The organism is Nocardia sp. NPDC057272 (assembly GCF_042668615.1).
Lineage (GTDB): Bacteria > Actinomycetota > Actinomycetes > Mycobacteriales > Mycobacteriaceae > Nocardia.
Window position 1 is genome coordinate 123,764 of record NZ_JBHUYK010000017.1, and the last position, 26,909, is coordinate 150,672.

Below are 26,909 nucleotides of genomic sequence, written 5' to 3' on the forward strand. Positions count from 1 at the left end.
ACAAGCGTTGTCCGGCAGCACCGCCGGGTCCGCACGCTCGATCGGAACGAACATGACCGTCTCGCAGATCACCCGCCCGGGAATGCTGCCCACCAGCACCTACGCACCGTGGGTCGGCTCTGCGTCGCACATCGATCCCGCGGGCGTGCTGCGATTCCTGCGCGGCGACCACGCCCTCGCTCAGCTCATCCGGTTCGCCCTGGTCGGCGGCGCCAGCAACATCGCCTATGTGCTGCTGTTCATGACCATGCACGACAGCGGTCCACTGGTCGCCAATGTCGCCGGATCGATCGTGAGCACCGTGATCGCCAACGAATTGCACCGTCAGCTCACCTTCCGGGCGGGAAGCAGGGTCGGCGGATTCACCGCGCAATGGGAGGGTGGCGGGCTGGCGCTGCTCGGCCTCGCCATCAGCACGGCGGCGCTGGCCGGGCTGGATTTCCTGGCGCCGGATCTCGGGGAGGTCGCGCAGGCGGGTGCGGTGATCGCCGTCATGGCCGCCGTCGGCGGTTTGCGGTTCCTGGTTCTGCGCAGTCTCGTCTTCGGAAACTAGGCGAGAGATGCGCCGAATCATTATCAGTGGCACCGTTTCCCTTATCGCGCCAGGACGAATTCTTTTGGGCAGCAGTCGTTTACGCGTCGATCGCACAATCGATACCCCCGCATAATTTCGCCCTGTCAGAAATGTCTGATGAATGACGGGCCCGGCAGACCGGGCGGGACAGTTCTGCTGACCGGGCTGCCCAGTTCGGGAAAATCCACCATCGCCGCCGCCACCCGGCATCGGGTGGCGGCCGCCGGGCATCGGGTCGAGGTACTCGACGGCGACGACGTGCGCGGGCGGCTGTGGCCCGAACTCGGCCTGTCCCCCGACGACCGCACACAGAATCTCGGCCGGATCACCACCCTCGCGCTGATGCTGGCCGGGCACGGCGTGCTCGTTCTCGTGGCAGCCATCGCGCCGTACGCCGCCGATCGCGCGCTGATGCGGGTGCGCCACGAAGACGCCGGCCTCGACTTCGCCGAAGTCCACGTCGCTACCGCGCTCTCGACCTGCGCACAACGCGACGTCAAGGGCCTGTACGGGCGCCGGTCCCGAGGCGAACTCACCCAGCTCACCGGGGTCGACGCGGCCTACGAGGAACCGCTGCTCCCCGCTCTGCGGATAGACACCACCGCCGAGCCGGTCGCCGAATCCGCCGCTCACGTCGTCGATCTCCTCCTCCGCCGGGGCCTGATCACCGCTGCGCTGCCGAGCCCACGACCGTGAAGCAGGCGACCGCGAACCGCCTCGTGCCCGCGCCGATCTTCATCCTGTCCGCGCCCCGATCCGGGTCGACCCTGCTGCGGTCGGTCCTCGACAGCCACGCACGCATCCACGCCCCGCACGAACTACACCTGAACCTGCTCACCGTCCAGGAACTCGACTGGGCCGCCGACGACATCACCGAGCGCTACGCGAGCATCTCGCTGGACGCGCTCGGCCTGACGATCCGCGAGCTCGAACATCTCCTCTGGGACCGCCTCCTGCACCACGAGCTGGAACGCAGCGGGAAGGACCGGATGGTCAACAAGACGACGAGCAGCGTGCTGACCTGGCCACGGATCGCCGCGTGCTGGCCCGACGCCCGCTACGTGTTCCTGTTGCGCCACCCGGTGCAGATCGCCGACTCCCTGGGCCGCGCCTGGGCGGATCGCCGGGAGATCGACCCGGTGCGGCGGACGCTGGAGTTCGTCGCGGCGATGAACGAGGCAAGGGCGGCCCTGGACGGCCACGAGATCCGCTACGAGGACCTGACCCACCGCCCCGAGGAAACCGTGCGCGGCCTGTGCCAGTTCCTCGACGTCGAGTGGCAACCCTCGATGCTGGACTACGGCCGTTTCGACCACGGCAGCTACGTTCGCGGCATCGGCGACTGGAGCGACACCATCCGCTCCGGCGCCATCCAGCCTGCCCGGCTACTGCCCGCCGACGAGACGATCCCGGACGCGCTGAGGTCGGCGTGCCGAGAATGGGGCTACCCGGCTCGTCCGTAGGCGCCCGAACCCGTCAGGCCGACACCCGGACGTCGGTGAGCTCTTCGGAGATCTGCCAGATGCGCTGGGCGTCGTCGTGGTCGCGCAGCCGGCTGTAGAGCTTCTGCTCGGCCGGTGGGCCGCCGAGATGTCCCGGTCCGCTGGGTCCGTAGAAGCGTTCGGTCTCGGCATCGGGCGAGGTGGCGGCGTAGAGGGCGGGAAGTTTCGCCGACTCGACGGTGCCGAGCAGGATGCCGCGGGCCGACAGCCACCGGATGAGCTTGACCCCCGTGGTGTCCTCGGTGCGCCCGACCTCGGGCCGGGCGGCGAGCAGATTCGTCGGTGCGACGCCGGGGTGGGCGAGATTGCTGGTGATGCCCCATCCGTGTGCGCGGCTACGTCTGCCGAGTTCGAGCCCGAAGAGACCGAGCGCGATCTTGGACTGACTGTAGGCGGCCCTGCCGTGGTAGGAGCGTTCCCAGTTCAGGTCGTCCCAGTTGATCCGGTTCTGGTTGGCCGCGACGCTGACCTGGGAGGTGACGCGCGCACGCCCCGCGCGGAGCAGGGGCATGAGGTGTCCGACCAGTGCGAAGTGCCCGAGGTGGTTGGTGCCGAACTGCAATTCGACACCGTCGGCGGTGACCTGACGATCCGGTGGGGTCATCACGCCCGCGTTGTTGATCAGCAGATGGATCGGGCGGTCCTCCGCCAGCAAGGTCTTGCCGAGCGCCGCCACCGATGCCAAGGAGGACAGGTCGAGTTCGCGCAGCGAGACCTTCGCATCACGGCTCGTCTGCCGGACGGTGGCGAGCGCTACCTCGCCTTTGGCCTGATTGCGTACCGGGAGAACGACTTCGGCTCCGGCCGCCGCCAGGCGCGACGCGATCCCGACGCCCATGCCATCGCTGGCGCCGGTGACGACAGCGCGGTGACCGGTGAGGTCAGGAACAGTGATGTCGGGTTGCCGACGTGGCATGTCGCGTCTCCTGTGTCTCGGTGTGCTGAGCTGGTGGTGTCGATATCCACGATCGCCGGATCGAGTGGTGACATCCAGGGACTGTCGATCAGTGGATACCCGCGGGCCTCGGCGGTAGAACCGAATCAGTCACACCGAAGGAGATCTCTGGTGATCGATCGTGCGGGGCTGGCGGAGTTCCTCCGACGACGCCGGGAGTCGTTGCAACCCGAGGACGTCGGTCTGGCGCGCGGGCGGCGGCGCAGGACGACCGGGTTGCGGCGCGAAGAGGTCGCCGTCCTGTGTCACATGTCGACCGACTATTACGCCCGGCTGGAGCAGGAACGCGGACCGCACCCATCGGAACAGATGATCGCCTCCATCGCCCAGGGACTACACCTGTCCCTCGACGAACGCGACCACGTGTTCCGCCTCGCGGGCCACAGCCCGCCCCTGCGCGGCGCGATCAGCGAGCACATCAGTCCCGGTCTGCTGCGGATCCTCGACCGCCTCTACGACACGCCCGCCGAGATCGTCACCGAGATCGGCGAGACGCTGCGCCAGACTCCGCTCGGGACAGCCCTCACCGGCGACACCACCCGCTACACCGGCCCCGCTCGCAGCATCGGCTACCGCTGGTTCACCGACCCCGCCGAACGCGACCGTTACGCACCCGACGACCACCCGTTCCTGTCCCGGATGTTCGTCTCCGGACTCCGCGAAGCCGTGACCAGGCACGGTCCCGATTCCCGCGCCGCGCACTACGCGACCCTGCTCCTGGCCGATTGCGAGGAGTTCCGAACCCTGTGGCAGACCCACGAGATCGGCGTCCGGCCCCGGGATGTGAAGCGTTTCCTGCATCCCGAGGTCGGCGCCATGGACCTGAACTGCCACACCCTGCTCGACCCCGAACAGTCCCATCTGCTGCTGGTCTACACCGCGACACCCGGCACCGAGAGCTACGAGAGGTTGCGGTTGCTCTCCGTGGTCAGCACCGAGATGCTGCGCTGAGCTAGCGACTCAGATCTCGGAACCGCTTCACCGCCAGCGGGAAGAACACCGCGATCAAACCGAGCGGCCACGCCACCGCCAGCATCTCGGCGTGTGCCCCGGCCCAGGAGTCGCCGACCGCACCCGGATTGCCCAGCAGACCGCGCACCGCCGTGGCCGTCGCCGACATCGGGTTCCACTCGACGACCGCACCCAGCCAGGACGGCATCGACTCGGGCGAGGCGATGGCATTGGAGAGGAAGCTGATCGGCCAGACCAGGATCTGCACCGCCTGCACCAGTTCAGGCTTGCCCGCGACCATCGCCAGGTAGATGCCGATCCACAACATCGCGAACCGGAACAGCAACAACAGCCCCACCGCCGCCAGGAACGACGCGGCACCGTCGTGCCATCGCCAGCCGATCGCGTACCCGACCGCGATCATCACGATCAGCCCGACCGCCGACTGCAGCATGTCGGCGACACTGCGACCCACCAGGACCGCGGCCGAGTTCATCGGCATCGAGCGGAATCGATCGATGACCCCTTTGCCGAGGTCCTGGGTCACCGCGAGCATGGTCGCCTCGAGGCCGAAAGCCATGGTCATGGTGAGGATTCCGGGGACCAGGTAGTCCTTGAAGTCACCGTCGATGCCGCGCCCGCCGCCGATCAGGTAGCTGAACATCAGCAACAGCATCACCGGGAACACCAGACCGACGACCACCTGAACGGGCTGGCGGGCCCAGTGCGCCAGCTCGCGTCTGGTCATCGTCCAGGAATCGGTGAGCGCCGTGCCCAGGGTCCGGTTCGTCGAATATGTCGCGCTCACGCCGCGTCCTCCTTGGTCAGCTGCATGAAGACTTCGTCGAGCGTCGGCCGTCTGATCGCGATGTCCTCGGCCTCGATGCCGTTGGTCTCCAGCGCCCGGACCGTCTCGGTGAGCGCCGCCATCCGGTCACCGACCGCGGCACTGACCATCCGCCGGTCCTCGTCCACCACCGCCTCGCCGGGGATGAGCGCGGCCGCGAGCGCCAGTTGGGTGGAGTCGTGCAGGACCACGTCGATGCGGTCGCCGCCGGTCTTGGATTTCAGCTGGTCGGCGGTGCCCTCCGCGATGACCTTCCCGTGGTCGATCACCGAGATCTGATCGGCCAATTGATCGGCCTCCTCCAGGTATTGCGTGGTCAGCAGCACGGTGGTGCCGCCGTCGACCAGGGAACGCACCGAACTCCACACCTCGGCGCGGCCACGGGGATCGAGCCCGGTCGTGGGTTCGTCCAGGAACAGCACCTGCGGTTGGGAGATGAGGGACGCCGCGAGGTCGAGCCGGCGCCGCATACCGCCGCTGTACTGCTTGACCGCCTTCTTGCCGGTGTCCGCGAGACCGAATCGCGCGAGGAGTTCGTCGGCCCTGACACCCGCGCGCCGCGCGCCCAGATGGTAGAGACGCCCGAACATCTCCAGGTTCTGCCGACCGCTGAGTTCCTCGTCGACAGCCGCGCTCTGGCCGAGCAGGCCGATGCGCGAACGCACCTCGTCGGCTCGCGTGCGCACGTCGATGCCCGCCACCTCGACTCGCCCTGCCTCCGGCCGGAGCAATGTGGACATGATGCGCACGGCCGTGGTCTTTCCCGCGCCGTTCGGGCCGAGTACCGCGTGTACGGTCCCGGCTCGAACAGCGAGATCGAGTCCGTCGAGGGCCTGCTTCGCCCCGTATTTCTTGCGCAGGCCTTCGACGACGATCGAGAGATCGTGGTCAGTCAAAACACCCTCCATCACCAGTGATCAAATTTGACTAGATGGCCAAGGTACCGGGCCCGGTTCGGTTAGTCAAACTTGAATACTGCTATTTTGATCGCACTCGCTCGGAAGGGAGACGTCCATGTCAGCGATCCGGCTGCTGGTCCTCGGCGCGGTCCGTCAGCACGGACGAGCGCACGGTTATCAGGTGCGCAACGACCTGGAATTCTGGGGCGCGCACGAATGGTCCAACGCCAAGCCCGGCTCGATCTACCACGCGCTCAAGCAGATGGCCAAGCAGGGACTGCTCCTCGCGCACGAGATCGCCCCGAGCACCGTCGGCGGTCCGCCCCGCGTCGAGTACGAGATCACCGACAAGGGCACCGAGGAGTTCCTCACGCTGCTCCGCGAGGCCCTGACCTCCTACGACCAGCAGATGGACATGATCTCGGCCGCCATCGGTTTCATCGTCGACCTACCGCGTGCCGAGGCCGTCGCACTCCTGAAGCAACGAATGATCGGCCTCGAGCAGTGGCGCGCCTCGGTCACCGAGTACTACACACCGGAGCAGGGTCCGGGGCAGCTCGGCCACATCGGCGAGATCATGAACATGTGGGTGCACTCCGCCGACAGCGAAGCAGCCTGGACGCACGGCCTGATCGACCGCATCGAAGGCGGCGCGTACACCTTCGCCGACGAGGGCGAACCCTTTGTGGGCATCCTCGCCGAGGACGAGCCGAACCCGTTCGGCACCGGCCCGCACCCCGACGACCTCCGCTGACCGGGGTTTCACGAGGTCAGGGGCGGACCAGGACTTTGAGAGCTTCGCGGTTGTCCATCGCGCGGTAGCCCGAGGGAACCTCGTCGAGGCCGATCTCGCGGTCGAACACCTTGCCCGGATCGACACTGCCGTCGAGGACACCCGGCAGCAGGGTGTCGATGTAGGCGCGGGCCGGGGCCGGGCCACCGGTGAGGGTGATGTTCGGGCCGAACAAGGTACCGAATCCGATGGGAGCCTTCGAATACTGGGGAACACCGACACGGCTGATCACGCCACCCGGCCGCACCACACCGATGGCCTGCTCATAGGCGGGCATGTGGCCGACCGCCTCGATGACGACGTGCGTACCGTCGCCGCCGGTCAGTTCGCGCACCGCGGCGATGCCGTCGTCACCACGTTCGGCCACGACCTCGGTCGCGCCGAACTCGCGCCCCAGGTCGGTGCGCTGCTTGTGCCTGCCCATCAGAATGATCCGCTCGGCGCCGAGCCGACGGGCGGACAACACGGCCATCAGCCCGACAGCCCCGTCCCCGATGACGGTGACCGTGGTGTCCGAGGTGACGCGGGCCTTGACCGCGGCGTGATGGCCGGTGCCGTAGACATCGGACAGCGTCAGCAGCGACGGGATCAGCGGCGAGGTCTCCTCCACCGGCACCGCCACGAGCGTGCCGTCGGCCAGGGGCACGCGCACCGCTTCGGCCTGCAACCCACCGACTTTTCCGCCACCCCAGAAACCGCCGTGCTTGCACGAAGTCTGCAAGCCCTCACGACAGAACTCGCAGGTGCCGTCCGACCACGCGAACGGCGTGATCACCAGGTCCCCCTTCTTGACCGTGCGCACTTCACGCCCGACGTCTTCGACGACACCGACGCATTCGTGACCCATCGGGCTGCCCTGTGACGACGGCGCCATGGAGTGATACGGATGCAGGTCCGAACCACAGATGCAGCTGCGGACGATCCGAACCACCGCGTCCGTCGGGTCGACGATCACCGGGTCGGCGACCTCGATGACGCGGACATCGCCGGGGCCGTACATGTAGGTCGCTCGCATGAGCAGTCTCCTGTCTGATTCGGTTCTCGCCTGGCCTCTGTTTCCAGTACACGCCGACTCCCGCGCTCGCGGGAGTGACGGCCCTTCCAGGTAACCGCAGTACCGCCATCCACTGTCAACGACTCGCGGTGAGTTCGCTCGGCCGCTCGGCCGGGGAGGACGATTGCCGTTCGATCAAACCCAGTGCGACGCCGGCGACGATGACCGCGCCGCCCGCCACCTGGGCGAGCCGGAACGGTTCGCCGTTGATGATCACGGCGCTGAGCACACCGAAGACCGGGACCAGGTTGAGGATGTTCACCGCGACGCTCGGCGCCATCCTGCGCAGGCCGTAGTTGTAGAGCAGGAACCCGCCGACCGAGCACGCCACGGCCAGGTAGACGAGCAGCGACGACGTGGTCACGTCCGGCATGCGCCAGCTGTCGGCTTCCAGGAGCGCGATCAGGAGGAATCCGCCTGCCCCTGCCATGGTCTGGTAAAAGGTGACGGTCAGGGCGCTGTGTCCGGCGCTCGCCCGCTTGCCGAGCACGTTGTAGCCCGCCCAGGCCAGTCCGCCGAGCAGCAGGATGATGTCGCCGAGCCACCGTGCGCTGCCGCCGATCCGGGCACCGTCGTGGACAACGAGAACCGCGCCGGCGGTGGCCAGCAGTACACCCGCCACCCGCAGCGGCGGCAGCCGTACGCGCAGGACGGCCAGCTCCAGCAGCATCGTCATCAGCGGGTATGTGGCCACGATGAGAGCCGCGTCGGAGGCTGTGGACAGATCCACGCCGACGTTCTCGAGGACGAAATACACGGTGATGCCGAGCAATCCGCACAGGTAGAGCCGGCGTCGCTGCCTGGCATCGGGCCGGTCGCCGCGGTGGCGGTCCAGTCGCACCATCGCGGCGAGCAGCAACGCCGCCACGGTGAATCGGACGGCCCCGATACTGAGCGGGCCGAGGTCGGCCAACAGCACTTTCGTCACCGCGTAGGAACTGCTCCACAACAGTGCGGCCGCCACCACCGCGCCCACTGCCCCCACGCTCGGCCCTCGTTCACGCACCGGAAGGCACCTCTCTCCGAAGTATCGCAGCCGAACGAAAATCAGCTGACCGGCGAGACGCTAGCAACATAGTCAGCAACGATGCGTACACTCCGAACTAGATTCGGAAATTCCTAGAGAGAGGCGAGCGTGGACGAACTAGATTCGGCGTTGGTACGGATGCTCCAACAGGATGGTCGGCGCACCAATCGCGACATGGCCCAAGCGCTCGACATCGCCCCCTCGACCTGTCTGGAGCGGATCAGATCGCTGCGCGAACGCGGCATCCTGACCGGGTTCCACGCGGAGGCGGACCTCGCGGCGATCGGGCGCGGGTTGCAGGCGGTGATCGCCGTGCGCGTCCACCCGCCGACCCGCGCGGTGATCGAGGGCTTCCAGGCGTTCCTGGAGCAGATGCCCGAGGTGATCTCGCTGTTCGTGCTCACCGGCAACGACGATTTCCTCGTGCACGTGGCCGTCCGCGACACCGATCATCTGCACGGGGTCGTCCTGGACAAGCTGACAACGCGTCCGGAACTCGCCAACGTCCGCACCTCGGTCGTCTACGGGCACCTGCGCAAGAAGGTGATCAGCCCGACGTGAGCGGTGCCGCGGTAACGGCGCGGACGTGTTCCTCCCGCACGCCCGGTGCGCATTCGCGCAGGATCAGACCCGTCGGCTCGACGTCGATGACAGCCAAAGCGGTGATGATCCGATGCAAGACGCCCGCCCCGGTGAGCGGCAAGGTACAGGTCGGCACGATTTCGGGGTGCCCGCCTTGTCGGTGTGGGTCATCACCACGAGCACGCGGCGGGCGCCGTGGACCAGGTCCATCGCCCCGCTCATCCCTTTGACCAGACCCCGCCGGTGGCGGCAACGCGAGGCCGACACCCGGCGCTGAAACCGATTGCGGTGCCACCGCAATCGACCAACTCGCGAAACAGGCTCAGCACCCGCCGCGCGACGATTCACGGGCGAAGGCAGCTACCACATCGATGGTCGGAATCCCCGCCAATCGCGCGACAACCGCGCCGACCAGACCGGTTGGCGCCGATCGGCGCGGGCACGCATGCCCTCGCCCGCATCGGGTCCACCCATGACACGCAGGTGCGCCTCGGTTTCCAGTTCGGCGACCCGGGCGGGTTCGTAGCCGTGGATCGCGGTGTCCCACAACAGCCTCTTACTGAGAGCGGCAGACATCGGCGCCACATTCACCGCCATATCGCGTGCCATCGCGAGGGCCGCGGGCAATACTTCGGCCGCCGGGAGACAGCGGCCGGCGAGCCCGAGCCGGGCCGCTTCGTGACCGTCGAAGGTACGACCCGACAGGAGGATGTCGGCCGCGACCGACATTCCAGCGACCTTGGCCACCGTCCAATGGGCCATCGCGTCGGGCAGAACACCCAGCCGCACTTGGGGAATGGCGTAGCGCGCGTCCTCGGCGACGATGCGAATGTCGGCCTGCATGGCGATGGTCAGGCCGATGCCGATCGCATGCCCGTTCACCGCGGCGATCACCGGTTTGCGCAGGGCGAAGGCGGGTGGGTCGACGGGAGACGCGGAAAACGTCGCGCTGTCGGGCTTGTCGAAGGTTCCGTCACCCCGACCGATGTCCGCGCCGGCGCAGAATGCCGGGGGCGCGCCGGTGAGCACGATGACGCGCACCGCGTCGTCGGCGTCCAGGTCGCGGTAGGCCGTGCCGATCGCCCGGCCCATCGCGCCCGTGAAGGCGTTGCGGCGTTCTGGCCGATCCAGCGTCAGCACCGCGACACCGTCGGTGACCTCGATCCGGATGCTCACGGCACCTGCAATGCGGTGACGAGGTCCTTGATGTACTCGTCGGACACGTCGTAACCCGGGAAATAGCAACAGATCCGGTCGCCGTACGCACCGAAGCGTTCGATGATCGCCGCGGCGCACTGCTCCGGTGTCCCGTGCACAGCCAAGGTGTCGAGCATCGTCTGATCGATGAGGTCGGTCATCGCCGCGACCTCGCCGCGCTTGGACAGCGCGTTCAATTCCGGTTGCAGCTCACCCCAGCCCTCGGCGTCGAGGACCGCGCGGTACGCGGGCGTCGACCCGTAGAAGCCGAGCAGCCGACGCGCACCGACGGCCGCGGCCGCCAGCTCACCCGGCGTGCGGCCCATCGCGACGATCACCTGTGGATAGATGTGCAGATCGGCGGCATCGCGCCTGGCGCGGTCGAGCCCCTCCTCGATGGCGGGCATGGTGTGTTCGGTGAAATGCCGGGCGCTGCTGAACGGCATGACCAGCAGCCCGTCGGCCACTTCGGCCGCGGTCCTGGTCAAGATCGGGCCGAGCGCGCCGAGGCAGATCTGCGGCAGCCCACAGGGATTCGGGCCGGGATCGAAGGTCGGCGGCATCAGGGTGTGCCGGGTGAACTGGCCGTCGTAGCGCAGCGGGGTGCCCTCCTGCCAGGAGCCGAGCACGGCTTTGATGGCGAGCACCATGTCCCGCATGCGCGCGGCCGGGCGCGACCACTCACCGCCGTACCGCTTTTCGATGTGCGCGCGGGTCTGCGAACCGAGCCCGAGGCGGAACCGGCCACCGCTGAGCAGATGCAGGTCGTAGGCGGCGTGCGCCAGGTGGACCGGGCTACGCGGAAGGGCGATGGCGACGTTCGTCATCAGGTCGACCGGCTCGGGGCCCGCGGCGGCCAGGGTCAGCGGGAGGAAGACATCGTGGGCGCCTTCGAAGGTGAACAGGCCGTCGACTCCACAGGCGATCAGCTCGGCGGACCGCGCGATCACCTGCTCCGGGCGCGCGTCCAACTGCAGGTCGACCTTCATGCGCGCACTCCACGGGGCTTCCGACTCACAATTACATACTAGCATGTAACGTTATTGGAAACGTGGCCTGAGTAACGACGATCAGCCGCCTCAGCGCCCCGCGGACGCCAGGACATACAGTGCGTCGGCCAGGCGCGCGACGAAGGCTTCCCCCTCCTCGGCGTCACGCAGCAGCGCATGGAATGTCGTGGTACCCGAGAGGATCTCGAAGATCAGGGCCACATCGGCGCCGGGGGCGATCCGGCCGTCGTCGACCGCGCTACCCAGCAACTCGGCGAAGGCCTCACGCACGGGAGTGCCGATCGCGAGCAACCTGCGGCGAGCCTCCTCGGTCTGCGAATCGGCGAGCAGGCCCGGCACGCCCGCACGGGCGGCGGGACTGTCGGCGCGAGCCAGGAAGATGTGCACCCAGGTCGCCAGATCGGCCCGGAGATCGCCGGTCGGCTCCGGCAGCGAGTGCCCACCGGGGCCGTGAACAGCCTCTTCGAGCAGCGCTTGCCGAGTCGGCCACCGGCGATAGATGGCGGGGGTGTTGACCCCGGCGCGCTTGGCGATCGCGACGACCGTCGCCTGCGCGTAGCCGACCTCGGCGAGCAGCTGCCTGGCGGCGATGAGTACCGCGAGGTCCTTGTCGGCGTCGCGGGGCCTGCCGGGGCGGGGCGAGATTTCCGAGGGCATCATTACATAGTAACCTGTTACATAATTCACGTGGACAGCGCGTCGGTGGCCATCGGCCGCCTGCATCTCGCCGAGCCCGCGATCGCCCGCGTGCTGCGCACCGGCGCTCCCCTGCCCACCTTCGACCAGGACCGCCACCAGCGCGTGCTCACCTGACCGACGCTCGAACACGAATCGTGCGGACCCGTGTTCGAGTCGGCACCGTTTCTACTCGTCGCCGAGCAACTCCGCTACCCGCTGTGTGCAGAATGCGGTGATGTCGATGTCCGACGGCAAGTTCAGGCGGTGGGCCATGCGCAGCAACGGAATACTGAGCAGGACGGCGGCCAGCACCTCGTTGTAGCGCAGGTTGCGGACCTTCATGCCGCTGCGTTCCTCGTAGCGGGCGATCGACTCCTCACGGGTGGGAGTACCCGGAAGCCGTTCGGTTCCCTGGAATTCCGAGCAGGCCCAGTCCAGGAACAGCATCCAGGCGAGGCCCGCCTCGTGGTCGCCGATGTAGGCGATCTCCCAGTCGAGCACGCCCGCGACACGGAATTCTGTGTCGTAGAGGATGTTCGACATACGCGCGTCGCCCCAGCAGAGGGTGACGTGTTCGGGTTCGTAGAGGTTGGCGCGCAGCCATTCGACGGCCCGCCGCAGCGCGGGCGGCTGGGTGGTGGTCGCCCAGGCCAACGCCGAATCGACGTAGCCGATCATCTGCTCCAGCGGTGCCGCGCCGAACTTCGGGAAGGACAGGAAGTCCAAGTTCAGCGTGCGCCAGTCGAGTTGGTGGATCTCGGCGATGGTGTCGACGCAGCCCCACCACATCTTGGCGCGATCGGCGGGTTCGGCCTCGAAGTACAGACCCGCCGAGTGGTAGGACGGCAGGTCGCCCGGGGCGGAGCCGTCGATGCGGTCCATGACGAAGTACGGGCTACCCAGCGTCGTGTCGTCGCGTTCGAGCCACCGCACCGCCGGAACGGCGATCGGAGTATCGGCCAGGCGGCGCATGACCAGGACCTGACGCAGCAGGTCGTAGTCGGGGAACAGCGCCACCTCGGGCGGGCGGCGCAGCACCAGAGAGACCGGCTCGGTGTCCTCGCGTTCGAGGTCGAACAGGAAGGTCTCGGTGGCGAGACCGCGCGGGCTGGCGGACCAGTTCGTCACCCGCGCGGACTCGGCGTCGGGAAAACCATGGCGCAACACGGGAACGACAGCGCTCGGCAGGTCCTCGGCGGTGGGGCGAGTAGTCATCAGTACCCCTCGTACCCGTACCGGGCATTGCGGCCCATGAACACCATCTCGACCAGGCCGTAGCCCACCTTGCCGTCGCTGGACTCGACCTTGACGAAAGTCTCGGTGAGCATGCTCACCGGGCGCAGTTCGGCGGTGTCGGACAGATCCACGGTGTAGCCGTCGCTGTAGGACTCGCCCTTCCAGATCCCCGACGCGTAGCCGCGATACATGTCGTAGCCGGCCAGACCGGGCCAGAAATCGTGCAGCGCGGTGACGGCGAAGGTGCGCACGCTGCCGTCGGCGGCGTCGGTGGTGAACGAGCCCTCCGACACGATCCGGAAGTCGTTACGGAACTTCAGGTCATGGGTCACGCTGACGATCGGCACGGTCGGTACTTCCGCCTCGATCGGGCGCTGGATCGACCCTTCGAAGTGCCAGCGCTGCCCGTCGGCGGTCTCGCGCTGCGCGAAATGCACCAGCTCGTCGTCGAACTGGAAGATGCCCATGAAGTACAGCACGCCGTCGGGGATCTCCGAGGGCTGCAGGCCGCCGCCCTCACCGAGGCTGCCGCCACCGCCGCCGTGACGAGTGCCCCACGAGTGGTCGCGGCCGAACCACCACGTGCTGGGATCGATCTCGATGCGTTCGCCGTCGACCTCGAGCCACCCGGAGATCTCGCCGTTCTGGTAGTAGCGGCGGGCGTCCTCGCGCACCCGGCCGCGGGTGCGGAAGAAGGCGGGTTCCTGCTCGTAGGCGGGGAACTGGCCGGCGAAGTTCAGTTCCAGGCGCAGGCCGTGGTCGTTGTCGCCGAGGGTCGCGCGCACGCCGCGCAGGGGCTCGGTGATCTCGTAGCGGTAGGGACCGATCTGCCAGGCGCCGAGATCGTCGTACTTGCCGCTGATCTCGCGCGAGAGCCGTGCCACGTGCGCCGTGCCGTCGATGGTGACCATCGCGTAGGCGTCCATCACATTGCGGTTGGGGTAGCGCGCCATGCCGGTCATGACGCTGACCCGGCCGGTGGTGTCGAAGCCGTAGAGCACGATGCGTTCGGTCCAGCGCAGATCGCTCTGGGCGACGTGGTCGAAGGTCGTCGGCAGTTGGTGGCAGAGCAGTTCGTCCTGGGGAGTCAGCATGGACTTTTCCTTCGAGAGAGGGTGTAGAACACGTTTCAAATTAGCTAATTTGAATACACCATGAAGCGTTTTTGAAAAATGCTCGACCTCGGCTACGCTCAGCCCACGTCGAAGGAGGAATCAACCGGTGACCGACAAGAGCGAGGCCCGACAGGGGCCCGGCCGACCGCGCGACCCACAGCTGGACGAGCAGGTGCTGCGAGCCACTCAGGAGTTGTTGGTGGAGCAGGGTTTCCAGGCCACGACCATCCAGGGTGTGGCGCGCCGAGCCGGGGTGGTCGCCACCTCGATCTACCGTCGGTGGCCCAACAAGATCCACCTCGTCGAGGACGCGATCTTCGCCCTCGACACCGGTGCCATCCCGCGGCCGACCGGCGATATCGCCGCTGACCTGCTGGCCTGGACACAACTGTTCTTCGCCGCGGCCACCCATCCCGCGGCCCGCTCCGGCATCCCCGGTCTGCTCTCGGCCTACCACGACGACGAACAGAGCTACCAGCGCCTGCGGGAACGCGGCGAAGGCCTGGCCAGGGTCGCCATCCGCGCGACCATCGACGCGGCGATCGCGAACGGACAGGTCAAACCCGCCTGCGATCCCGACCTGATCTTCGAATTCCTGCGCGGCGCAACCCTCTTGCGCGCGCTCACCCGCGGTGATGAGGACGGCGAGCGCTTCTGCCGTCAGACCGCGGCGGCACTGGTCACCCTGGCCACCGAGCACGAGAGTCAGCCATGAGAACGCGTTACTGTTTGTTGATCGCCGTCGCGGCCGTGCTCGTGGTCCCCAACGCCGTCGGCACCGCGCAACCGGACTCACCCGCCGTCGTTCAGGAGGACCGCGGCCTCGCCGATACCGCCGTCGCCCGCGCGAACTGTGCGGGCGACGCGATCCCCGAACCAGGCCTCCAGGGCGACGTACCCGCCGCCGAACGCGACAGCGGCCGCAGCACCCAGGGCTACCGCTGCAACATCAGCCGCATCGGCGGATACGCGGGCCGCGGCGCCGGCATCACCTCGACGCAGTTCGATCACTGCGTCTACCTCGGCAGCTTCTTTCCCGGCAACCTGCTCAATCCCGCGCAGGGCGTGCAGGTGATCGATGTCGCCGATCCGGCGAACCCGGTGCTCACCGCCACGCTCACCGAACCCGCGATGCTGGCGGGTACCTGGGAGAGCCTCAAGGTCAACGCCGCGCGAAAGCTGCTGGTCGGCACCGGAGCTCCCGCGTTCACCGGTGCGGGACTGATCTCGATCTACGACATCTCCGACTGCGCGCACCCGCGCCTGCTCAACCCGGGACCCGGCACCGACGTGAGCCTGCCGGTCCCGATCACGGCGCACGAGGGCGGCTTCTCCCCCGACGGCCGCACGTACTGGGCATCAGGGGTCATCCCCGGCATCGTCAGCGCCGTCGACCTGACCGATCCGGCCGACCCCCGCGTGATCTGGCAGGGCATGCCGGGGCAGTCCATGCACGGCATGGGCCTGCGCGCCGACGGCAACCGCCTCTACCTGGCCAACAACATGGGCGGGCTCACCATCCTCGACACCAGTGCGGTGCAGCGGCGCGACCCCGACCCGCAGGTGCCGATCATCTCCCAGCTGACCTGGACCGATGGCTGGGCGACGCAGCAGAACGTGCCCGTCACCTACAACGGCGTGCCCTACCTGTTCACCGCCGACGAGGCCGGATCCGGCGGCGTCAAACTCATCGACATCTCCGACGACACCAACCCGCGCATCGTGAACTCCATCAAGTTGGAGATCAACCTGCAGCAACATCGCGACAGCGCGCTCGCCTCCGGGATGGGTGGGTCGATCTTCACCTACGACGCCCACTACTGCTCCGCCGATCGCCCGGTGAATCCCACCGCGCTCGCATGTGGCTGGATCGCCTCCGGCATCCGGGTTTTCGACGTCCGCGACCCGCTCCGGGTACGCGAGATCGCCTACTACAACCCGCCCGCGCGCACCGGTCAGAACAGCGAACTGTGGAACTCCCCGCACGCGCTCGCCTCGATCATCGGAGTGCCGCTGCTCAGCGTGCAATCGGTGATGCAGGCCGTCGACGCGGGCGTTCTCGATCCCGAGCAGGCGCGGAGTTCGCGCACCGGTGACGTGGCCTTCGGTGACCTCTCCACCGACTGGTGCTTCTCCGCTCCCGAGTGGCGCGGCAACCAGCTCTGGGCCGCCTGCGCCGACAACGGGTTGCTCACCTTGGAGCTGTCGCCCGAGGTGTACACCCCGCCCACCGATCAGCGGTCGACGGTCGGCTCATGACCCGGCGGGTGCTGCTCGGCGCCGCGGGTGCGGCGACGGTACTGCTGCTGCTGGTGGTCGGCGCGGCCGTCCGACCGCTCTTCTTCTCCGAGACCGACACCGTCACACCGGTATTGACGCCTACCGAGATCGGCTTCGTGCAGGACATGACGGGTCACCATCAGCAGGCGCTCATCATGGTCGAGCGCCTGGCCGTCGATGCCGATCCCACCGTGCGGCGGCTGGCCGACCAGATCGCCGATGCCCAGCGCCTCGAGATCGGCATGATGCTCGGCTGGCTCCGGCTGGCCGCGGCGACCCCGACCAACCCGCACCCGATGTCGTGGATGCCCACCGGTCACCACACCGCCGCGTCCTCGTCGATGACCATGCCCGGCATGGCCACTCGCGCCGACCTCGACGCGCTCGCGCAGGCACACGGCGCCGACGCGGAGACGATGTTCCTGCGGCTGATGTATCGCCATCACCAGGGCGGGGTCGCCATGGCTCAAGCGTTCGACGAGCTGTCCGAGGGCGGGCCGGTCGAACAGGCGGCCCGTGACATGGTGAGCACGCAGAGCCAGGAGTCCGGGATCATCGGCTTGCTGATGTCCCAGCGCGCCACGACCGGCTGAGGACCGGACGGCGCAAGCGCACGTGCACCGAGCGCTTCCGCATGGTCGACGACCTCGGTCCTACAGCTCGATGACGGACTCGGGTCTGAAGTCGGGGTGCCCGACCAGCTCGCCGATCGTGGCGCGCACCTCGCCGACCGCCGGGACCGCGGCGAATTCGACCGACTCGTGCCAGAAATCCGACAGTCGGGCGGCGGTGCGCCCGGTCGGGCCACCGTCCAACGACAACGCCTGACCGACCTGTTCGGCGGCCTGCTCGGGCTCGCCGAGCATCAACTGCAGGCGAGCCGAGGAGATGGCGGCCATCGCCGGCGTGACGAATTCCGCCGGCAGCGGCGCGTGCATGTCATCGAAGGCGATGCGAGCCAGGTCGGGGCGGGTGGCGATGAGGTGGCGGTAGCTCTTGCCGAGCAGCCGCGACTGCTGCCCCGGCCCCGGCCAATCCCTGCGCGGTCCGAGGAGCATGCTCATGGTGACCGCGGTCAGAGTCCGGTCGGCGGCGCGGTCCCCGGTGGCCGTCTCGGTGGCTTCGGCCCTGCTCGACGCGGTCTCGGCGGCTTCGCTCCGGCACTCGGCAGCGACCACGATCGCTCGCTGGAAGGCGGCGTGTTCGCCGAGAATTCCGTGCGCGTAGGCCTCCAATTCGGCCAGGGCGACCCGCAGCACGGGCGTCGCGGTGCGCCGCGCCAGATACTGGGCGAGCTGGGCCACCTCGAGCCCTTCGGCCGGCCTACCACTGTCGAGGAGCTGCCAGGATGCCTCGGCGAGGATCGCGGCGGTGAGCACCTCCTCGCCCGCGGCATGCGACAGCCGTGCCGCGGCGACCGAGTACCGGCGACCGGCGACAACGTCTTCCACGTCCCAGCTCATGGCGGCCGCGATATCGGCCAGCTCGGCACCGGCCCGGAAGGCGCGCCCATGCCCGCCCCCGGCCGAGAGCTGCTGCAAACGCGGCAGATTCACCGACAGCCAGGCCGTCACCGCGCGGCGCGGCGCCGGTCCGTCGTCCCACTGCCGGGCGCGCGCCCAGGTGGCGAGCTGCTCGGCGTCCGCCAGCTCCGTCGCGGCGAAGGTGGGGTGATCGCCGCGCGAGTGCGCGATGGGCGGCAGCAGCAGCGACGAAAGCTGCGTGGGCAGATCGTCGAGTTCGCTGACCGAATCGACGGTGAGCCGGTCGCGCAGATGATCCAGCGGAGTGTGCAGCGCCGACGCGTACGCGGCCACGTGCTCGGCGCGCACCATCCGGGCGCCGGTCTCGAGCTGACCCAGATACGGCTTCGAATAGTTCGTGCGCGCGGACATGCCCTGCAGGCTGATACCCGCCGCTGTTCGGGCCGCGCGCAGGGCCGAGCCGACCTCGGTCATCCGAGGTCCGCGCCGGTGCGGGTCGACTCGTTCATCAGTTCGAGAATACGTCGCGGGCAGCCCCGCGCGTGGGTGTCTGCAACATGTCTGCAAGACGACGTGGCGAGGCCTCTATGCCTGTTCACCTGCTTAACGTCGGAGATCGTGAGCAACAGAACTGTCCAGCGGGTGCATCGAGGCGCCCGCATCGCCCTGGCCGCCGTCGCGCTGACCGCGGCCGTCTCGACGGCACCGGTCTCGGCCGCACCGTCCTACCAACCGGCCGCGCCGGTCGAGGCGACCTACTACGGCCTGGGGCCATGGGCGGTGGCCGAACGATCCGGTGCCGACTGCTGCACCTCGACCGGCGATACCTACGACATCTGGTACCCGGCGGATCTCGACGCGGGCGCCCACCCGGTCATCACCTGGGGCAACGGCACGATGGCGCACCCACGCGAATACGCGTACCTGCTCGCACACCTCGCGTCGTGGGGATTCGTCGTGATCGCCGCCGACCGGACCGACACCGGAACCGGCGTGCAGATGCTCGACGCCGTGCGCTACCTCGCCGAGCAGAACAACGACCCGAGCAGCGTCTTTCACGGCAAGATCGATCTCGATGCGGTGGGCGCGGCGGGTCATTCTCAAGGCGGTCTGGGTGCGCTGAACGCGCTCGCGCGTGGGTCCGGCCTGGTCGACACCGCCGTGACGCTCGAGATGCCGCTGGCCGCGGTGTGTTCGTCGCTGCCGACGGTCGACGGCCAGAGCGCCTGTGTCGACACCAGTGCGATCACCTCGGGCTCGGTGCTGCTGGTCAACGGTTCGGCCGACGGCATCTCGCCGGGGACCCAGCAGCTGCCACCCGCGCTGATCGGCCAGCAGTCCATGCAGGCGTACTACGACGCCCTGCCCGCGCAGGTGCCCAAGGCCCGCGCCGCGCTGATCGGCGCCCAGCACAACGACATCCAGGGCCAGCCCGACTGCACCAACTACAGCTGCACCGAAGGCGTCTATCGCTACCTCGGCTACTTGGCGGCGTGGTTCCGTGGCCAATTGCGCGACGATCCGGCCGCCCGTGGCGCATTCGTCGCGGGCACCGGCGAATTCCTGCACAACCCGTACTGGTCCGAGCAGGCCAGCACCCTCACCCGCTGATCGAAGAAAGGCTGCCTCTTCATGGAAGACCGCATCAAGGAGCTACTCGCCGAGCTGGATCTGGACGGCAAGCTCCGGCTGATCTCCGGCGCGGGCCTGTTCCGGATGGCCGGTGACCCCGCGATCGGACTCGCCGAGATGCCGGTGTCCGACGGTCCCTCCGGGGTGCGCGGCGAGAACTGGGACGAACGCGACCCCTCGGTCAGCCTGCCTTCCGGTACCGCGGTCGCCGCGACCTGGGATCCCGGACTCCTCACCGAGATCGGGGCCCTCATCGCCGCCGAAGCGCGCCGCAAGGACGTCTACGCGGTCCTCGGCCCGACGATGAACCTGCATCGTTCGCCGTTGGGCGGCAGGCATTTCGAGTGCTTTTCCGAGGACCCGCTGCTCACCGCCGAGATGGCCGAGGCCTATGTGCGGTCCGTGCAGGCGCACGGGGTCAGCGCGTGCCCGAAGCACTACGTGGCCAACGACTCCGAGACCGACCGCTTCACCGTCGACGTGCGGGTCGGCGACCGCGCGCTGCACGAGCTGTACCTCTACCCCTTCGAACGCACCGTGGCAGCGGGCGCGTGGATGCTCATGGACGCCTACAACTCGGTCAACGGCACGACCATGACCGAGAACCCGCTGCTCGACGAACCGCTCAAGGGCGCGTGGGGATTCGACGGTGTCGTCGTCTCGGACTGGACCGCGGTCCGCAGCACCGAGAGCGCGGCCAACGGCACCGATCTGTGTATGCCGGGGCCCTGGTACCTGTGGGGTGAGCCGCTGGCCGAGAAGGTTCGCTCAGGCGAGATCGCCGAATCCGTGATCGACGACAAAGTCCATCGCATCCTGCGATTCGCACATCGCGTCGGCGCGCTCGACGGAACACCCCAGCCCACAGCGGTTTTCAGGGACGAGCAAGCACAGGACCTGGTTCGCCGGGTCGCCGCCGAGGCGATGGTCCTGGTGCGCAACGACGGAATCCTCCCGCTCGCACCGGAAACCACGGTCGCCCTGCTCGGCCCGTCGGCGGGGGAACCCCGGTTCCTCGGCGGCGGTAGCGCCACCGTCATCCCGGGTCATACGACGACGCCCGTCGAAGGTCTCACCGGCCGACGACCGCTGACACACACCGCGGGCGTCCACCTGTCCGAGGCGCTGATCCCGGCCCCGCTCGCCCTCATGACCGACCCCGAATCCGGCGAGCCCGGCTTGTCGGCCCGCTATTTCAAGGACGAGACCGAGCTCGGTACCCAACACCGGACCACGAGCCGACTCGTCCTACTCGGCGATGAGCTCGCGGCGCGGTCGAACACGATCGAGCTGCACACGCGCCTGCGCGCCGACATGGCCGGAGAATGGCAGATCGGTTTCGGCGGGGTCGGTCATATCCGGCTGGACCTCGACGGCGAGACCGTCCTCGACGAGAACATGGTGCTCGACGGTGGCGACCCGGCCGCCGCACTGCTCAACCCGCCGCAACGCCACGTCACGCGCACGCTCGCCGTCGGCGAGGAGATCGATGTCCGGGTGGTGACCAGCATCGAGGAAGCGATGCCCGGCCTCGGCATCATCCTCGGCGCGACGCTCGGTATCCGCCGTCCCCAGCGCGCCGACGACGAGGAGTTCGCGGCCGCGGTCGCACAGGCTGCGGCCGCCGAGGTGGCCGTTGTCGTGGTCGGCACCACCGAGCAGATCGAGAGCGAAGGCGTCGATCGCACCTCGCTGCGGCTGCCCGGCCGTCAGGACGAGCTGGTCTCGGCGATCGCCACCGTGAACCCCCGCACGGTGGTCGTGGTGAACTCCGGTGCGCCGGTGGAGATGCCGTGGCGCGACGAGGTCGCCGCCGTGCTGCTCGCCTGGTTCCCCGGCCAGGAGTTCGGCGCGGCGCTGGCCGATGTCCTCACCGGCTCCGTCGAACCCGGCGGCCGGCTGCCGACCACGTGGCCGAAGACCATGGCCGACGTCCCCGTGCTCGACACCACCCCCGTCGACGGCGTGCTCGACTACGCCGAGGGCATCCACATCGGCTACCGCGCGTGGCTGAAGGCAGACATCGAACCCGCCTACCCGTTCGGTCACGGTCTGGGCTACACCACCTGGGAGACCAGCGATCTCACCGTCGAGGGCCGCACCGTCGCGCTGACGGTGACCAATACCGGTGAGCGAACCGGCAAACAGGTTGTCCAGGTGTATCTCTCGCGCCCGGACAGCGCAATCGACCGTCCGGTTCGCTGGCTCGCCGGTTTCACCACCATCAGCCTCGCCCCCGGCGAGACTCACACGGTGTCGATCGACCTACCCGCTCGCGCCTTCCAGCACTGGGGCACGAGCGGCTGGGAGAGCGAACCCGGCGAATTCATCGTGCGGGCCGGAACTTCCGTCACCGACCTTCCCCACACCGCCTACATCTACTAGCTCGAAATTTCTATCAGCTCGAACAACGGAGCGTGGCCATGTCCACCAGTACCATCAAGCCAGACGACACCAATGACACCGGAAGACTCGAAGGCGCGTCGCGCGCAAGAATTTTCACGGTCCTAGCCGTGATCGTGCTCTTCTCCGAGATCGCCCCGATGCAGTACACGATCGTCGCGGCGGCCCTACAGAAGATCGCACCGAGCTTCCCCGGCGTCGGGGCCAACATCAACTGGGCCATCATCGTTTTCGGTTTGATCGGCGCGGCCGCGTCTCCGTTGATCGGCAAGATGAGTGATGTCTGGGGCAAGAAGCGGATGTTCCTCATCTGCGGCGCCCTGTTCGTGATCGGCTGCGTACTCGACGCGACCACCTCGAACTGGGGTGTGTTCCTGTTCGGTCGCTGCCTGCAAGCCACCGCCATCGCGACTGCGGTGATCGCCTACGGTCTCATCCGGGATCTGATGCCGCGCAAGATGGTTCCGCTCGCCCTCGGTCTCACCGCGACCGGCTTCGGCGTCGCCTCCATCGCGGGCCCCCTGCTCGGCGGCTACCTCGTCGACAACCACAGCTGGCGTGCCATCTTCTGGGTACTGGGGGCGTTCACTGTGGTGATGTTGCCGCTGGTGTGGTTCATCGTGCCCGAGTCCAAGCTGCGGGTCACCGAGCGCATCGACATCGTCGGCGCCGCGCTGCTCGCTGGTGGTGCCGCACTCACCCTGATCTATGTCGACAAGGGCCACGACTGGGGTTGGTCGAAGCCGACCACGCTGGCCTGGCTGATCGCGGGCCTGGTGCTGCTCGTGCTGTTCGTCCTCGTCGAGAAGCGGGCCACCACACCGATCATGGACATGCAGCTGCTGTTCCACCCCCGCGTGGCGCTGGTGCTGGCCGGTGCGCTCTTCGCGTCCCTGCAGATCGGCATCGTGTCCTACGCCATCGCCTACATGTCCCAGACCCCGCCGGAGTCGACCGTCGTCGACGGTGTTGCGCAGGGCACCCTGGCCCAGATCCAGCAGCTGACAGGTCAGGCACTGCCGATCGAGGCCGTGCAGGTCACGCTCGATCCCGGCTACACCTACGGCAGCGGATACACCCTGCTCGAGTTCGCCGTCCGGATCGCACTGCTCGGTTCGGTGATCACGATGATCTTCGGCGCGGTCGCCGGTCTGCTCGCCAGGCGGGTCGGTGCCCGGTTGCCGCTCGTCGCGGCACTTGTCATCTTCGCCACCGCGGCCGTCGCCTTCGCGGTCCTGCCACTGACCACCACCAACTTCCTGATCGTGAACTCGATCTTCAGCATCGGCTTCGGCATGTACTACGCCTGTATGCCGATCCTGCTGGTGGAGGCGGTTCCGCAGGAACAGCAGGGCGTCAGCATGGGCATGCTCGGTGTGATGCAGTCCATGGGTGTCGCGATCGGTCTCGCGATCGTCACCGCGTTCCTGCACAGCAACGGCATGAGCGCCCTGGTGAGCGTCGGCGGCCAGGACCAACCGACCACCCCGCTGCCCGACCTGTTCGGTGATCGTGGGTACCAACTGGGCTTCTGGGTCTGCGCGGTGGCCTCGGCCGTCGCCCTCACCCTCGCCCTGGTGATGAAGCACGGCCGCACCCCGGCCACGGGCGGCACCGCCCACTGATCCGAAACTGACCAGCCGGCGGTGTCGACCGCCGGCTGGTCACTTCGTCGGCCAGCCGCCGTTGCGGTCTCGCATGTCCGGCTCGTCGTCGTCACCGACCAGGTGCTGGATGCCGAGCTGCTCGGCGAACAAGTGGCGCTGGGTGATCCAGCCGAGGATCGACAGACCCACCCAGGCCAGGGTGGCGGTGACCTGCTGCCAGCCTGGCTCGGGGTCGCGCAGGAACGACAGCGAGTCGCTGAACAGCGCGACACCGCTGCACACCATGCTCGCGCCACCGATCGAGGTCAACCACAGCAGTGCGCGAGCATGGAACTTCTGCGCCAGGAACGCGCCCGACACACCCACCGCGAGCGCGACGATCATGCTCAAGGCGACGTTCTTGTCACCGGGCTGCAACACCGTCGCCAGCTTAGTGCCGATCATCACGCCGGTGAGACCGCCGATGAAATAGGAGGCGAAACGGAACACCAGCGAGGTGACCGCCCAGACCGACACCGCGCCGATCAGCGCGGCCAGCAACAGCCACCAGAAGCTGGCGTTGAACAGGTCGGCGATCAGCCAGCCGAGACCGAACCCGATCGCGAGCAGGCCCAAGTGGACCGAGCGAATCCCGTAGAAGCACAACAGCGCTCCGACGAGGGCGACCAGAATGCCGTTCATCTGCGTTCCTTTCGACGGGCGAGCACGATCACGACCCGGACAGTGCGGCGGTCGCGGCGGCGACGGTGGGATAGATCGGGACCGGGACGTCACCGTGCTCGGCCGAGCCGAGTGCGTCACCGAACTGGGCGATCGGTCGCGCGACGGCGAACCCGATGCGCCGGGAGGCCAGCGTGTCTCGCAGGGCGAGCAGCATCGTCGCGGCGGTCACGTCGACCGAGGGCGAGGTCTCCGCGTCGAGGACGACCATCCGGGTGCGGTCGGTGCACAGCCCTTCGATCTGATCCTTCACATAATCGGAGTTGGCGAAAAACAACCCCGATTCGACCCGGACGACCAGCAGATCGGGTCGCGTCGCCGCGTCCGGGTGCCGGATGGCGGCCACCCACAACGACCCTTCCTTGCCGAGCTCGGCCACATGCGGTTGCGAGGCTCGGTACACCAGCAGCAGCATCGACACGCCGATGCCGATGAGCAGGCCCGGCAGCGTATCGAAGACCAGCACACCCAGCATCGCGGCCATCGCGCCGAGGAAGTCGACGCGCGCCGCCTTTCCGTAGATGCTGCCGAGCATGTGGGTCCAGACCCGGTAGAGGCGGCGCAGGGCGGCGATATCGACCAGCTCGATCACGGCCGCGATCACGACCGCCGCCAACGTGGCCTCCGGCAGTTTCTCGAACAGCCCGGTGAGCAACAGCAGGGTGACGATGGTGAGCCCGGCCACGACAAGCCCGCTGAGCTGGGTCTTCGCGCCGGCGCCGCCATTGACCGCCGTCTTCGACAGGCTGCCGTTGACGACCATCCCCGAACTCAGCCCCGAGCCGAGATTGGCGACACCGAATCCGAGCAGCTCCCGATTCGGGTCGATGGTGTAACCCGCTTTGGCCGCATAGGTTTTCGCGGCGCCGAGGCCCTCGGCGAAGCCGATCAGCAATACCCCGACGGCGGGTCCGAGCAGATCGAGGTAGTCACCGAACGACACCCCCGACGGCAGGCCGAACGCGGGCAGTCCCGAGTCGATATGACCGACGATCGAGACACCCTTGTCGTCGAGTCCGAACAAGGTCACGACCACGATGCCGAACCCCACAGCCACCAGCGCGCCGGGAACGAACGGCAGCCAGCGGCGCAATGCGAGCACCAGCGCGAGGCTGATCAGGCCGACCGTCACAGTGCGCCACTGGGCATGGCCCAGCTCGGTGATGATGCCCCACGCCTGCCGGAAGAAGTTGCCGTCGTGTTTGTCGACGCCGAGTAACTTGGGCACCTGCCCGATGATGATGACCAGGGCGAGTCCGACGATGAAGCCCTTGAGCACCGGTTCGGAGATGAACGCGGCGATGAAGCCGAGCCGGATGAGACCGGCGAGCAGACCGACCAGGCCGGTCGCGATGGCGAGTGCGGCCGTCAACGCGATGTAGCGGCCGTTGTCGGCACCCGCGAGCGGGGCGATGATCGCCGCCGACAGTGCCGCGGTCGCCGACATCGGGCCGACCACCAGGTGCCGCGAACTGCCTGCCAGCGCGTAGAGCACCAGTGACGGCACCGCCGCGTAGAGCCCGACCACCGGCGGCACCCCGGCGATCGACGCGTAGGCCAGCGCTTCGGGCACGAGCACCGCCCACACCGTGAGACCGGCGATCACATCCGGTCGCAGCCAGGCCCGCCGATAGCCGTGCAGTGACTCGAACACCGGTATCGACAGCGCCACGATTCCTCCTCGCTACAGCCCGCCGATGCCCTTGCCGACGACCACGGAGCCCATGATCAACAGCACGATCGCCATCACCGCATGGTTGTTGAGCTGCAACCACTCCCGCAGGCTGTCGAGCATCGGACCGAGTTTGTCGGCCGCGAGCATGTACCCCACGACCACCGCCAGCACGGTGACCGAGGCGAGCAAGGTGAACACCACGATCGCGACCAGGTCGCCCCCCGCGCTCAGACCGCCTGCCCCGATCGCGACACCCGCCGACACACACAGCAGCAGATTCTTCGGATTGACGCCCGACAGCAGCGCCCCCAGCCCCAGCGCCTTCACCGGCGTGAGCGTGTCGATCGCCTTCATCCAGCCGGGCACCTCGGTCTGCGACCGTTCCTGCCACTGGATCACCGCCAGGACCACCAGCGCGACGCCGAGAATGATCTTCACGATCGAGGCGCCGGTCGACGGTTCGCTGTCCGTGCCGCCCAGTGTCCCGGCGAGCAAGGTCATCACGCCGGTCACGACGAGGATGCCGGCCACCCACCCCACGGCGAAGCCCTTCGCGGCACCGCCCGCGTTCTTCGACAAGATCATCAGAATGGCGGCGATGATCGGGATCGGCGAAACCGCCACACCCACCGCCAGTGGCAGAAGACCGCCGATTACTGAGCCCATGCCACGACGCTAAGCGGGCCGG

27 protein-coding genes and 1 pseudogene are annotated in these 26,909 nt (G+C 68.0%); 13 read left to right on the forward strand and 15 right to left on the reverse strand.

Annotated elements, in window-relative coordinates:
* The first annotated feature begins 52 nt into the window (after positions 1 to 52).
* The 3 genes from ACFULV_RS22480 to ACFULV_RS22490 all read left to right on the forward strand — a co-directional run bounded on the left by ACFULV_RS22480 (position 53) and on the right by ACFULV_RS22490 (position 2,037).
* A complete protein-coding gene (locus ACFULV_RS22480; RefSeq protein ID WP_378659613.1) occupies positions 53 to 553 on the forward strand; it encodes a GtrA family protein in 501 nt (166 codons plus the stop codon).
* A 138-nt stretch (positions 554 to 691) separates the two neighbouring features.
* The gene (gene cysC, locus ACFULV_RS22485) at positions 692 to 1,270 is read left to right on the forward strand and encodes an adenylyl-sulfate kinase (protein ID WP_378659616.1); all 579 of its coding nucleotides are present in this window, start codon (positions 692 to 694) and stop codon (positions 1,268 to 1,270) included.
* Positions 1,267 to 2,037, forward strand: coding sequence for a sulfotransferase family protein (locus ACFULV_RS22490; RefSeq protein ID WP_378659619.1), 771 nt, complete (start codon positions 1,267 to 1,269; stop codon positions 2,035 to 2,037). Before cysC ends, ACFULV_RS22490 begins: the two co-directional genes overlap by 4 nt.
* Before the next feature lie 13 nt (positions 2,038 to 2,050).
* On the opposite strand, the gene ACFULV_RS22495 is transcribed toward ACFULV_RS22490, so the two are convergent.
* Complete coding sequence (locus ACFULV_RS22495; protein WP_378659621.1) at positions 2,051 to 2,992, reverse strand: SDR family oxidoreductase; 942 nt, start codon at positions 2,990 to 2,992, stop codon at positions 2,051 to 2,053.
* 150 nt (positions 2,993 to 3,142) lie between these two features.
* On the opposite strand from ACFULV_RS22495, the gene ACFULV_RS22500 reads away from it, so the two are divergent.
* Positions 3,143 to 3,982, forward strand: coding sequence for a helix-turn-helix transcriptional regulator (locus ACFULV_RS22500; RefSeq protein ID WP_378659624.1), 840 nt, complete (start codon positions 3,143 to 3,145; stop codon positions 3,980 to 3,982).
* 1 nt (position 3,983) lies between these two features.
* On the opposite strand, the gene ACFULV_RS22505 is transcribed toward ACFULV_RS22500, so the two are convergent.
* Together ACFULV_RS22505 and ACFULV_RS22510 are read right to left on the reverse strand one after the other, a co-directional pair.
* Complete coding sequence (locus ACFULV_RS22505; protein WP_378659627.1) at positions 3,984 to 4,790, reverse strand: ABC transporter permease; 807 nt, start codon at positions 4,788 to 4,790, stop codon at positions 3,984 to 3,986.
* Positions 4,787 to 5,725: an ATP-binding cassette domain-containing protein gene (locus ACFULV_RS22510; RefSeq protein ID WP_378629694.1), complete on the reverse strand. Its 939-nt coding sequence runs from the start codon at positions 5,723 to 5,725 to the stop codon at positions 4,787 to 4,789. Before ACFULV_RS22510 ends, ACFULV_RS22505 begins: the two co-directional genes overlap by 4 nt.
* Before the next feature lie 118 nt (positions 5,726 to 5,843).
* Between ACFULV_RS22510 and ACFULV_RS22515 the strand changes: the two genes are divergently transcribed.
* On the forward strand, positions 5,844 to 6,482 hold the full coding sequence (locus tag ACFULV_RS22515; RefSeq protein WP_378659629.1) for a PadR family transcriptional regulator: 639 nt from the start codon (positions 5,844 to 5,846) through the stop codon (positions 6,480 to 6,482).
* Between the two features lie 16 nt (positions 6,483 to 6,498).
* Here ACFULV_RS22515 and ACFULV_RS22520 read toward each other — a convergent pair whose 3' ends face one another.
* Positions 6,499 to 7,536: a zinc-binding dehydrogenase gene (locus ACFULV_RS22520; RefSeq protein ID WP_378659632.1), complete on the reverse strand. Its 1,038-nt coding sequence runs from the start codon at positions 7,534 to 7,536 to the stop codon at positions 6,499 to 6,501.
* A 115-nt stretch (positions 7,537 to 7,651) separates the two neighbouring features.
* Positions 7,652 to 8,581 carry a DMT family transporter gene (locus ACFULV_RS22525; protein ID WP_378659635.1) on the reverse strand — a complete coding sequence of 310 codons (930 nt, stop codon included), beginning with the start codon at positions 8,579 to 8,581 and terminating at the stop codon, positions 7,652 to 7,654.
* A 129-nt stretch (positions 8,582 to 8,710) separates the two neighbouring features.
* On the opposite strand from ACFULV_RS22525, the gene ACFULV_RS22530 reads away from it, so the two are divergent.
* Positions 8,711 to 9,163: an Lrp/AsnC family transcriptional regulator gene (locus ACFULV_RS22530; RefSeq protein ID WP_378629686.1), complete on the forward strand. Its 453-nt coding sequence runs from the start codon at positions 8,711 to 8,713 to the stop codon at positions 9,161 to 9,163.
* Here ACFULV_RS22530 and ACFULV_RS22535 read toward each other — a convergent pair.
* The 4 genes and pseudogenes from ACFULV_RS22535 to ACFULV_RS22550 form a co-directional block, all read right to left on the reverse strand.
* Positions 9,150 to 9,418, reverse strand: a pseudogene (locus ACFULV_RS22535) (CoA-transferase); the annotation flags it as partial. The gene ACFULV_RS22530 and the pseudogene ACFULV_RS22535 overlap by 14 nt on opposite strands.
* 126 nt (positions 9,419 to 9,544) lie before the next feature.
* Positions 9,545 to 10,360 carry an enoyl-CoA hydratase/isomerase family protein gene (locus tag ACFULV_RS22540; protein WP_378659638.1) on the reverse strand — a complete coding sequence of 272 codons (816 nt, stop codon included), beginning with the start codon at positions 10,358 to 10,360 and terminating at the stop codon, positions 9,545 to 9,547.
* Positions 10,357 to 11,370: a TIGR03617 family F420-dependent LLM class oxidoreductase gene (locus ACFULV_RS22545; protein WP_378659640.1), complete on the reverse strand. Its 1,014-nt coding sequence runs from the start codon at positions 11,368 to 11,370 to the stop codon at positions 10,357 to 10,359. Before ACFULV_RS22545 ends, ACFULV_RS22540 begins: the two co-directional genes overlap by 4 nt.
* Before the next feature lie 90 nt (positions 11,371 to 11,460).
* Positions 11,461 to 12,048 (reverse strand): TetR/AcrR family transcriptional regulator, encoded by a 588-nt coding sequence (locus ACFULV_RS22550; protein ID WP_378659641.1) that lies wholly within the window; start codon positions 12,046 to 12,048, stop codon positions 11,461 to 11,463.
* Positions 12,049 to 12,078: 30 nt separating this feature from the next.
* Between ACFULV_RS22550 and ACFULV_RS22555 the strand changes: the two genes are divergently transcribed.
* Positions 12,079 to 12,204: a hypothetical protein gene (locus ACFULV_RS22555; RefSeq protein WP_378659643.1), complete on the forward strand. Its 126-nt coding sequence runs from the start codon at positions 12,079 to 12,081 to the stop codon at positions 12,202 to 12,204.
* A 51-nt stretch (positions 12,205 to 12,255) separates the two neighbouring features.
* Here the strand turns inward: ACFULV_RS22555 and ACFULV_RS22560 are convergent, their stop codons facing one another.
* Entirely contained in the window at positions 12,256 to 13,284 is a 1,029-nt protein-coding gene (locus ACFULV_RS22560) for a phosphotransferase family protein (protein ID WP_378659645.1), read from the reverse strand.
* The gene (locus tag ACFULV_RS22565) at positions 13,284 to 14,399 is read right to left on the reverse strand and encodes a hypothetical protein (protein WP_378659648.1); all 1,116 of its coding nucleotides are present in this window, start codon (positions 14,397 to 14,399) and stop codon (positions 13,284 to 13,286) included. Before ACFULV_RS22565 ends, ACFULV_RS22560 begins: the two co-directional genes overlap by 1 nt.
* Positions 14,400 to 14,526: 127 nt before the next feature.
* Between ACFULV_RS22565 and ACFULV_RS22570 the strand changes: the two genes are divergently transcribed.
* The 3 genes from ACFULV_RS22570 to ACFULV_RS22580 are packed head-to-tail and all read left to right on the forward strand — an operon-like array spanning position 14,527 to position 17,293.
* On the forward strand, positions 14,527 to 15,135 hold the full coding sequence (locus ACFULV_RS22570; RefSeq protein WP_378659651.1) for a TetR/AcrR family transcriptional regulator: 609 nt from the start codon (positions 14,527 to 14,529) through the stop codon (positions 15,133 to 15,135).
* Positions 15,132 to 16,679, forward strand: a complete 1,548-nt coding sequence (locus ACFULV_RS22575; RefSeq protein WP_378659653.1) for an LVIVD repeat-containing protein — start codon at positions 15,132 to 15,134, stop codon at positions 16,677 to 16,679. Before ACFULV_RS22570 ends, ACFULV_RS22575 begins: the two co-directional genes overlap by 4 nt.
* Positions 16,676 to 17,293: a DUF305 domain-containing protein gene (locus ACFULV_RS22580; protein WP_378659656.1), complete on the forward strand. Its 618-nt coding sequence runs from the start codon at positions 16,676 to 16,678 to the stop codon at positions 17,291 to 17,293. The genes ACFULV_RS22575 and ACFULV_RS22580 overlap by 4 nt, the downstream gene beginning before the upstream one ends.
* 60 nt (positions 17,294 to 17,353) lie before the next feature.
* Here ACFULV_RS22580 and ACFULV_RS22585 read toward each other — a convergent pair whose 3' ends face one another.
* Positions 17,354 to 18,658: a helix-turn-helix domain-containing protein gene (locus ACFULV_RS22585; RefSeq protein WP_378659659.1), complete on the reverse strand. Its 1,305-nt coding sequence runs from the start codon at positions 18,656 to 18,658 to the stop codon at positions 17,354 to 17,356.
* Between the two features lie 144 nt (positions 18,659 to 18,802).
* On the opposite strand from ACFULV_RS22585, the gene ACFULV_RS22590 reads away from it, so the two are divergent.
* From ACFULV_RS22590 to ACFULV_RS22600, 3 genes are read left to right on the forward strand one after another with little or no spacing between them, the layout of a single operon-like run.
* The gene (locus ACFULV_RS22590) at positions 18,803 to 19,795 is read left to right on the forward strand and encodes a hypothetical protein (protein ID WP_378659661.1); all 993 of its coding nucleotides are present in this window, start codon (positions 18,803 to 18,805) and stop codon (positions 19,793 to 19,795) included.
* A gap of 21 nt (positions 19,796 to 19,816) precedes the next feature.
* Positions 19,817 to 22,201 carry a beta-glucosidase gene (locus ACFULV_RS22595; protein ID WP_378659664.1) on the forward strand — a complete coding sequence of 795 codons (2,385 nt, stop codon included), beginning with the start codon at positions 19,817 to 19,819 and terminating at the stop codon, positions 22,199 to 22,201.
* A 38-nt stretch (positions 22,202 to 22,239) separates the two neighbouring features.
* Positions 22,240 to 23,844, forward strand: a complete 1,605-nt coding sequence (locus tag ACFULV_RS22600; RefSeq protein ID WP_378659667.1) for an MFS transporter — start codon at positions 22,240 to 22,242, stop codon at positions 23,842 to 23,844.
* A 39-nt stretch (positions 23,845 to 23,883) separates the two neighbouring features.
* Here the strand turns inward: ACFULV_RS22600 and ACFULV_RS22605 are convergent, their stop codons facing one another.
* Genes ACFULV_RS22605 through ACFULV_RS22615 form a run of 3 tightly spaced genes read right to left on the reverse strand, consistent with a single transcriptional unit; the run spans position 23,884 to position 26,887 of the window.
* Complete coding sequence (locus tag ACFULV_RS22605) at positions 23,884 to 24,507, reverse strand: DUF4203 domain-containing protein (RefSeq protein WP_378659670.1); 624 nt, start codon at positions 24,505 to 24,507, stop codon at positions 23,884 to 23,886.
* Positions 24,508 to 24,535: 28 nt separating this feature from the next.
* A complete protein-coding gene (locus ACFULV_RS22610) occupies positions 24,536 to 26,218 on the reverse strand; it encodes a SulP family inorganic anion transporter (RefSeq protein ID WP_378659673.1) in 1,683 nt (560 codons plus the stop codon).
* 12 nt (positions 26,219 to 26,230) lie between these two features.
* On the reverse strand, positions 26,231 to 26,887 hold the full coding sequence (locus ACFULV_RS22615) for a GAP family protein (protein ID WP_378659675.1): 657 nt from the start codon (positions 26,885 to 26,887) through the stop codon (positions 26,231 to 26,233).
* Positions 26,888 to 26,909 lie beyond the last annotated feature (22 nt).

Excerpts from the sequence above, each read along its gene's own strand:
- ACFULV_RS22480 (WP_378659613.1), top strand. The coding sequence starts at position 53 with ATGACCGTCTCGCAGATCACCCGCCCGGGAATGCTGCCCACCAGCACC.
- cysC (WP_378659616.1), top strand. The coding sequence starts at position 692 with ATGAATGACGGGCCCGGCAGACCGGGCGGGACAGTTCTGCTGACCGGG.
- ACFULV_RS22495 (WP_378659621.1), bottom strand. The coding sequence starts at position 2,992 with ATGCCACGTCGGCAACCCGACATCACTGTTCCTGACCTCACCGGTCAC.
- ACFULV_RS22515 (WP_378659629.1), top strand. The coding sequence starts at position 5,844 with ATGTCAGCGATCCGGCTGCTGGTCCTCGGCGCGGTCCGTCAGCACGGA.
- ACFULV_RS22520 (WP_378659632.1), bottom strand. The coding sequence starts at position 7,536 with ATGCGAGCGACCTACATGTACGGCCCCGGCGATGTCCGCGTCATCGAG.
- ACFULV_RS22545 (WP_378659640.1), bottom strand. The coding sequence starts at position 11,370 with ATGAAGGTCGACCTGCAGTTGGACGCGCGCCCGGAGCAGGTGATCGCG.
- ACFULV_RS22550 (WP_378659641.1), bottom strand. The coding sequence starts at position 12,048 with ATGCCCTCGGAAATCTCGCCCCGCCCCGGCAGGCCCCGCGACGCCGAC.
- ACFULV_RS22560 (WP_378659645.1), bottom strand. The coding sequence starts at position 13,284 with ATGACTACTCGCCCCACCGCCGAGGACCTGCCGAGCGCTGTCGTTCCC.
- ACFULV_RS22565 (WP_378659648.1), bottom strand. The coding sequence starts at position 14,399 with ATGCTGACTCCCCAGGACGAACTGCTCTGCCACCAACTGCCGACGACC.
- ACFULV_RS22575 (WP_378659653.1), top strand. The coding sequence starts at position 15,132 with ATGAGAACGCGTTACTGTTTGTTGATCGCCGTCGCGGCCGTGCTCGTG.
- ACFULV_RS22580 (WP_378659656.1), top strand. The coding sequence starts at position 16,676 with ATGACCCGGCGGGTGCTGCTCGGCGCCGCGGGTGCGGCGACGGTACTG.
- ACFULV_RS22585 (WP_378659659.1), bottom strand. The coding sequence starts at position 18,658 with ATGACCGAGGTCGGCTCGGCCCTGCGCGCGGCCCGAACAGCGGCGGGT.
- ACFULV_RS22595 (WP_378659664.1), top strand. The coding sequence starts at position 19,817 with ATGGAAGACCGCATCAAGGAGCTACTCGCCGAGCTGGATCTGGACGGC.
- ACFULV_RS22600 (WP_378659667.1), top strand. The coding sequence starts at position 22,240 with ATGTCCACCAGTACCATCAAGCCAGACGACACCAATGACACCGGAAGA.
- ACFULV_RS22605 (WP_378659670.1), bottom strand. The coding sequence starts at position 24,507 with ATGAACGGCATTCTGGTCGCCCTCGTCGGAGCGCTGTTGTGCTTCTAC.
- ACFULV_RS22615 (WP_378659675.1), bottom strand. The coding sequence starts at position 26,887 with ATGGGCTCAGTAATCGGCGGTCTTCTGCCACTGGCGGTGGGTGTGGCG.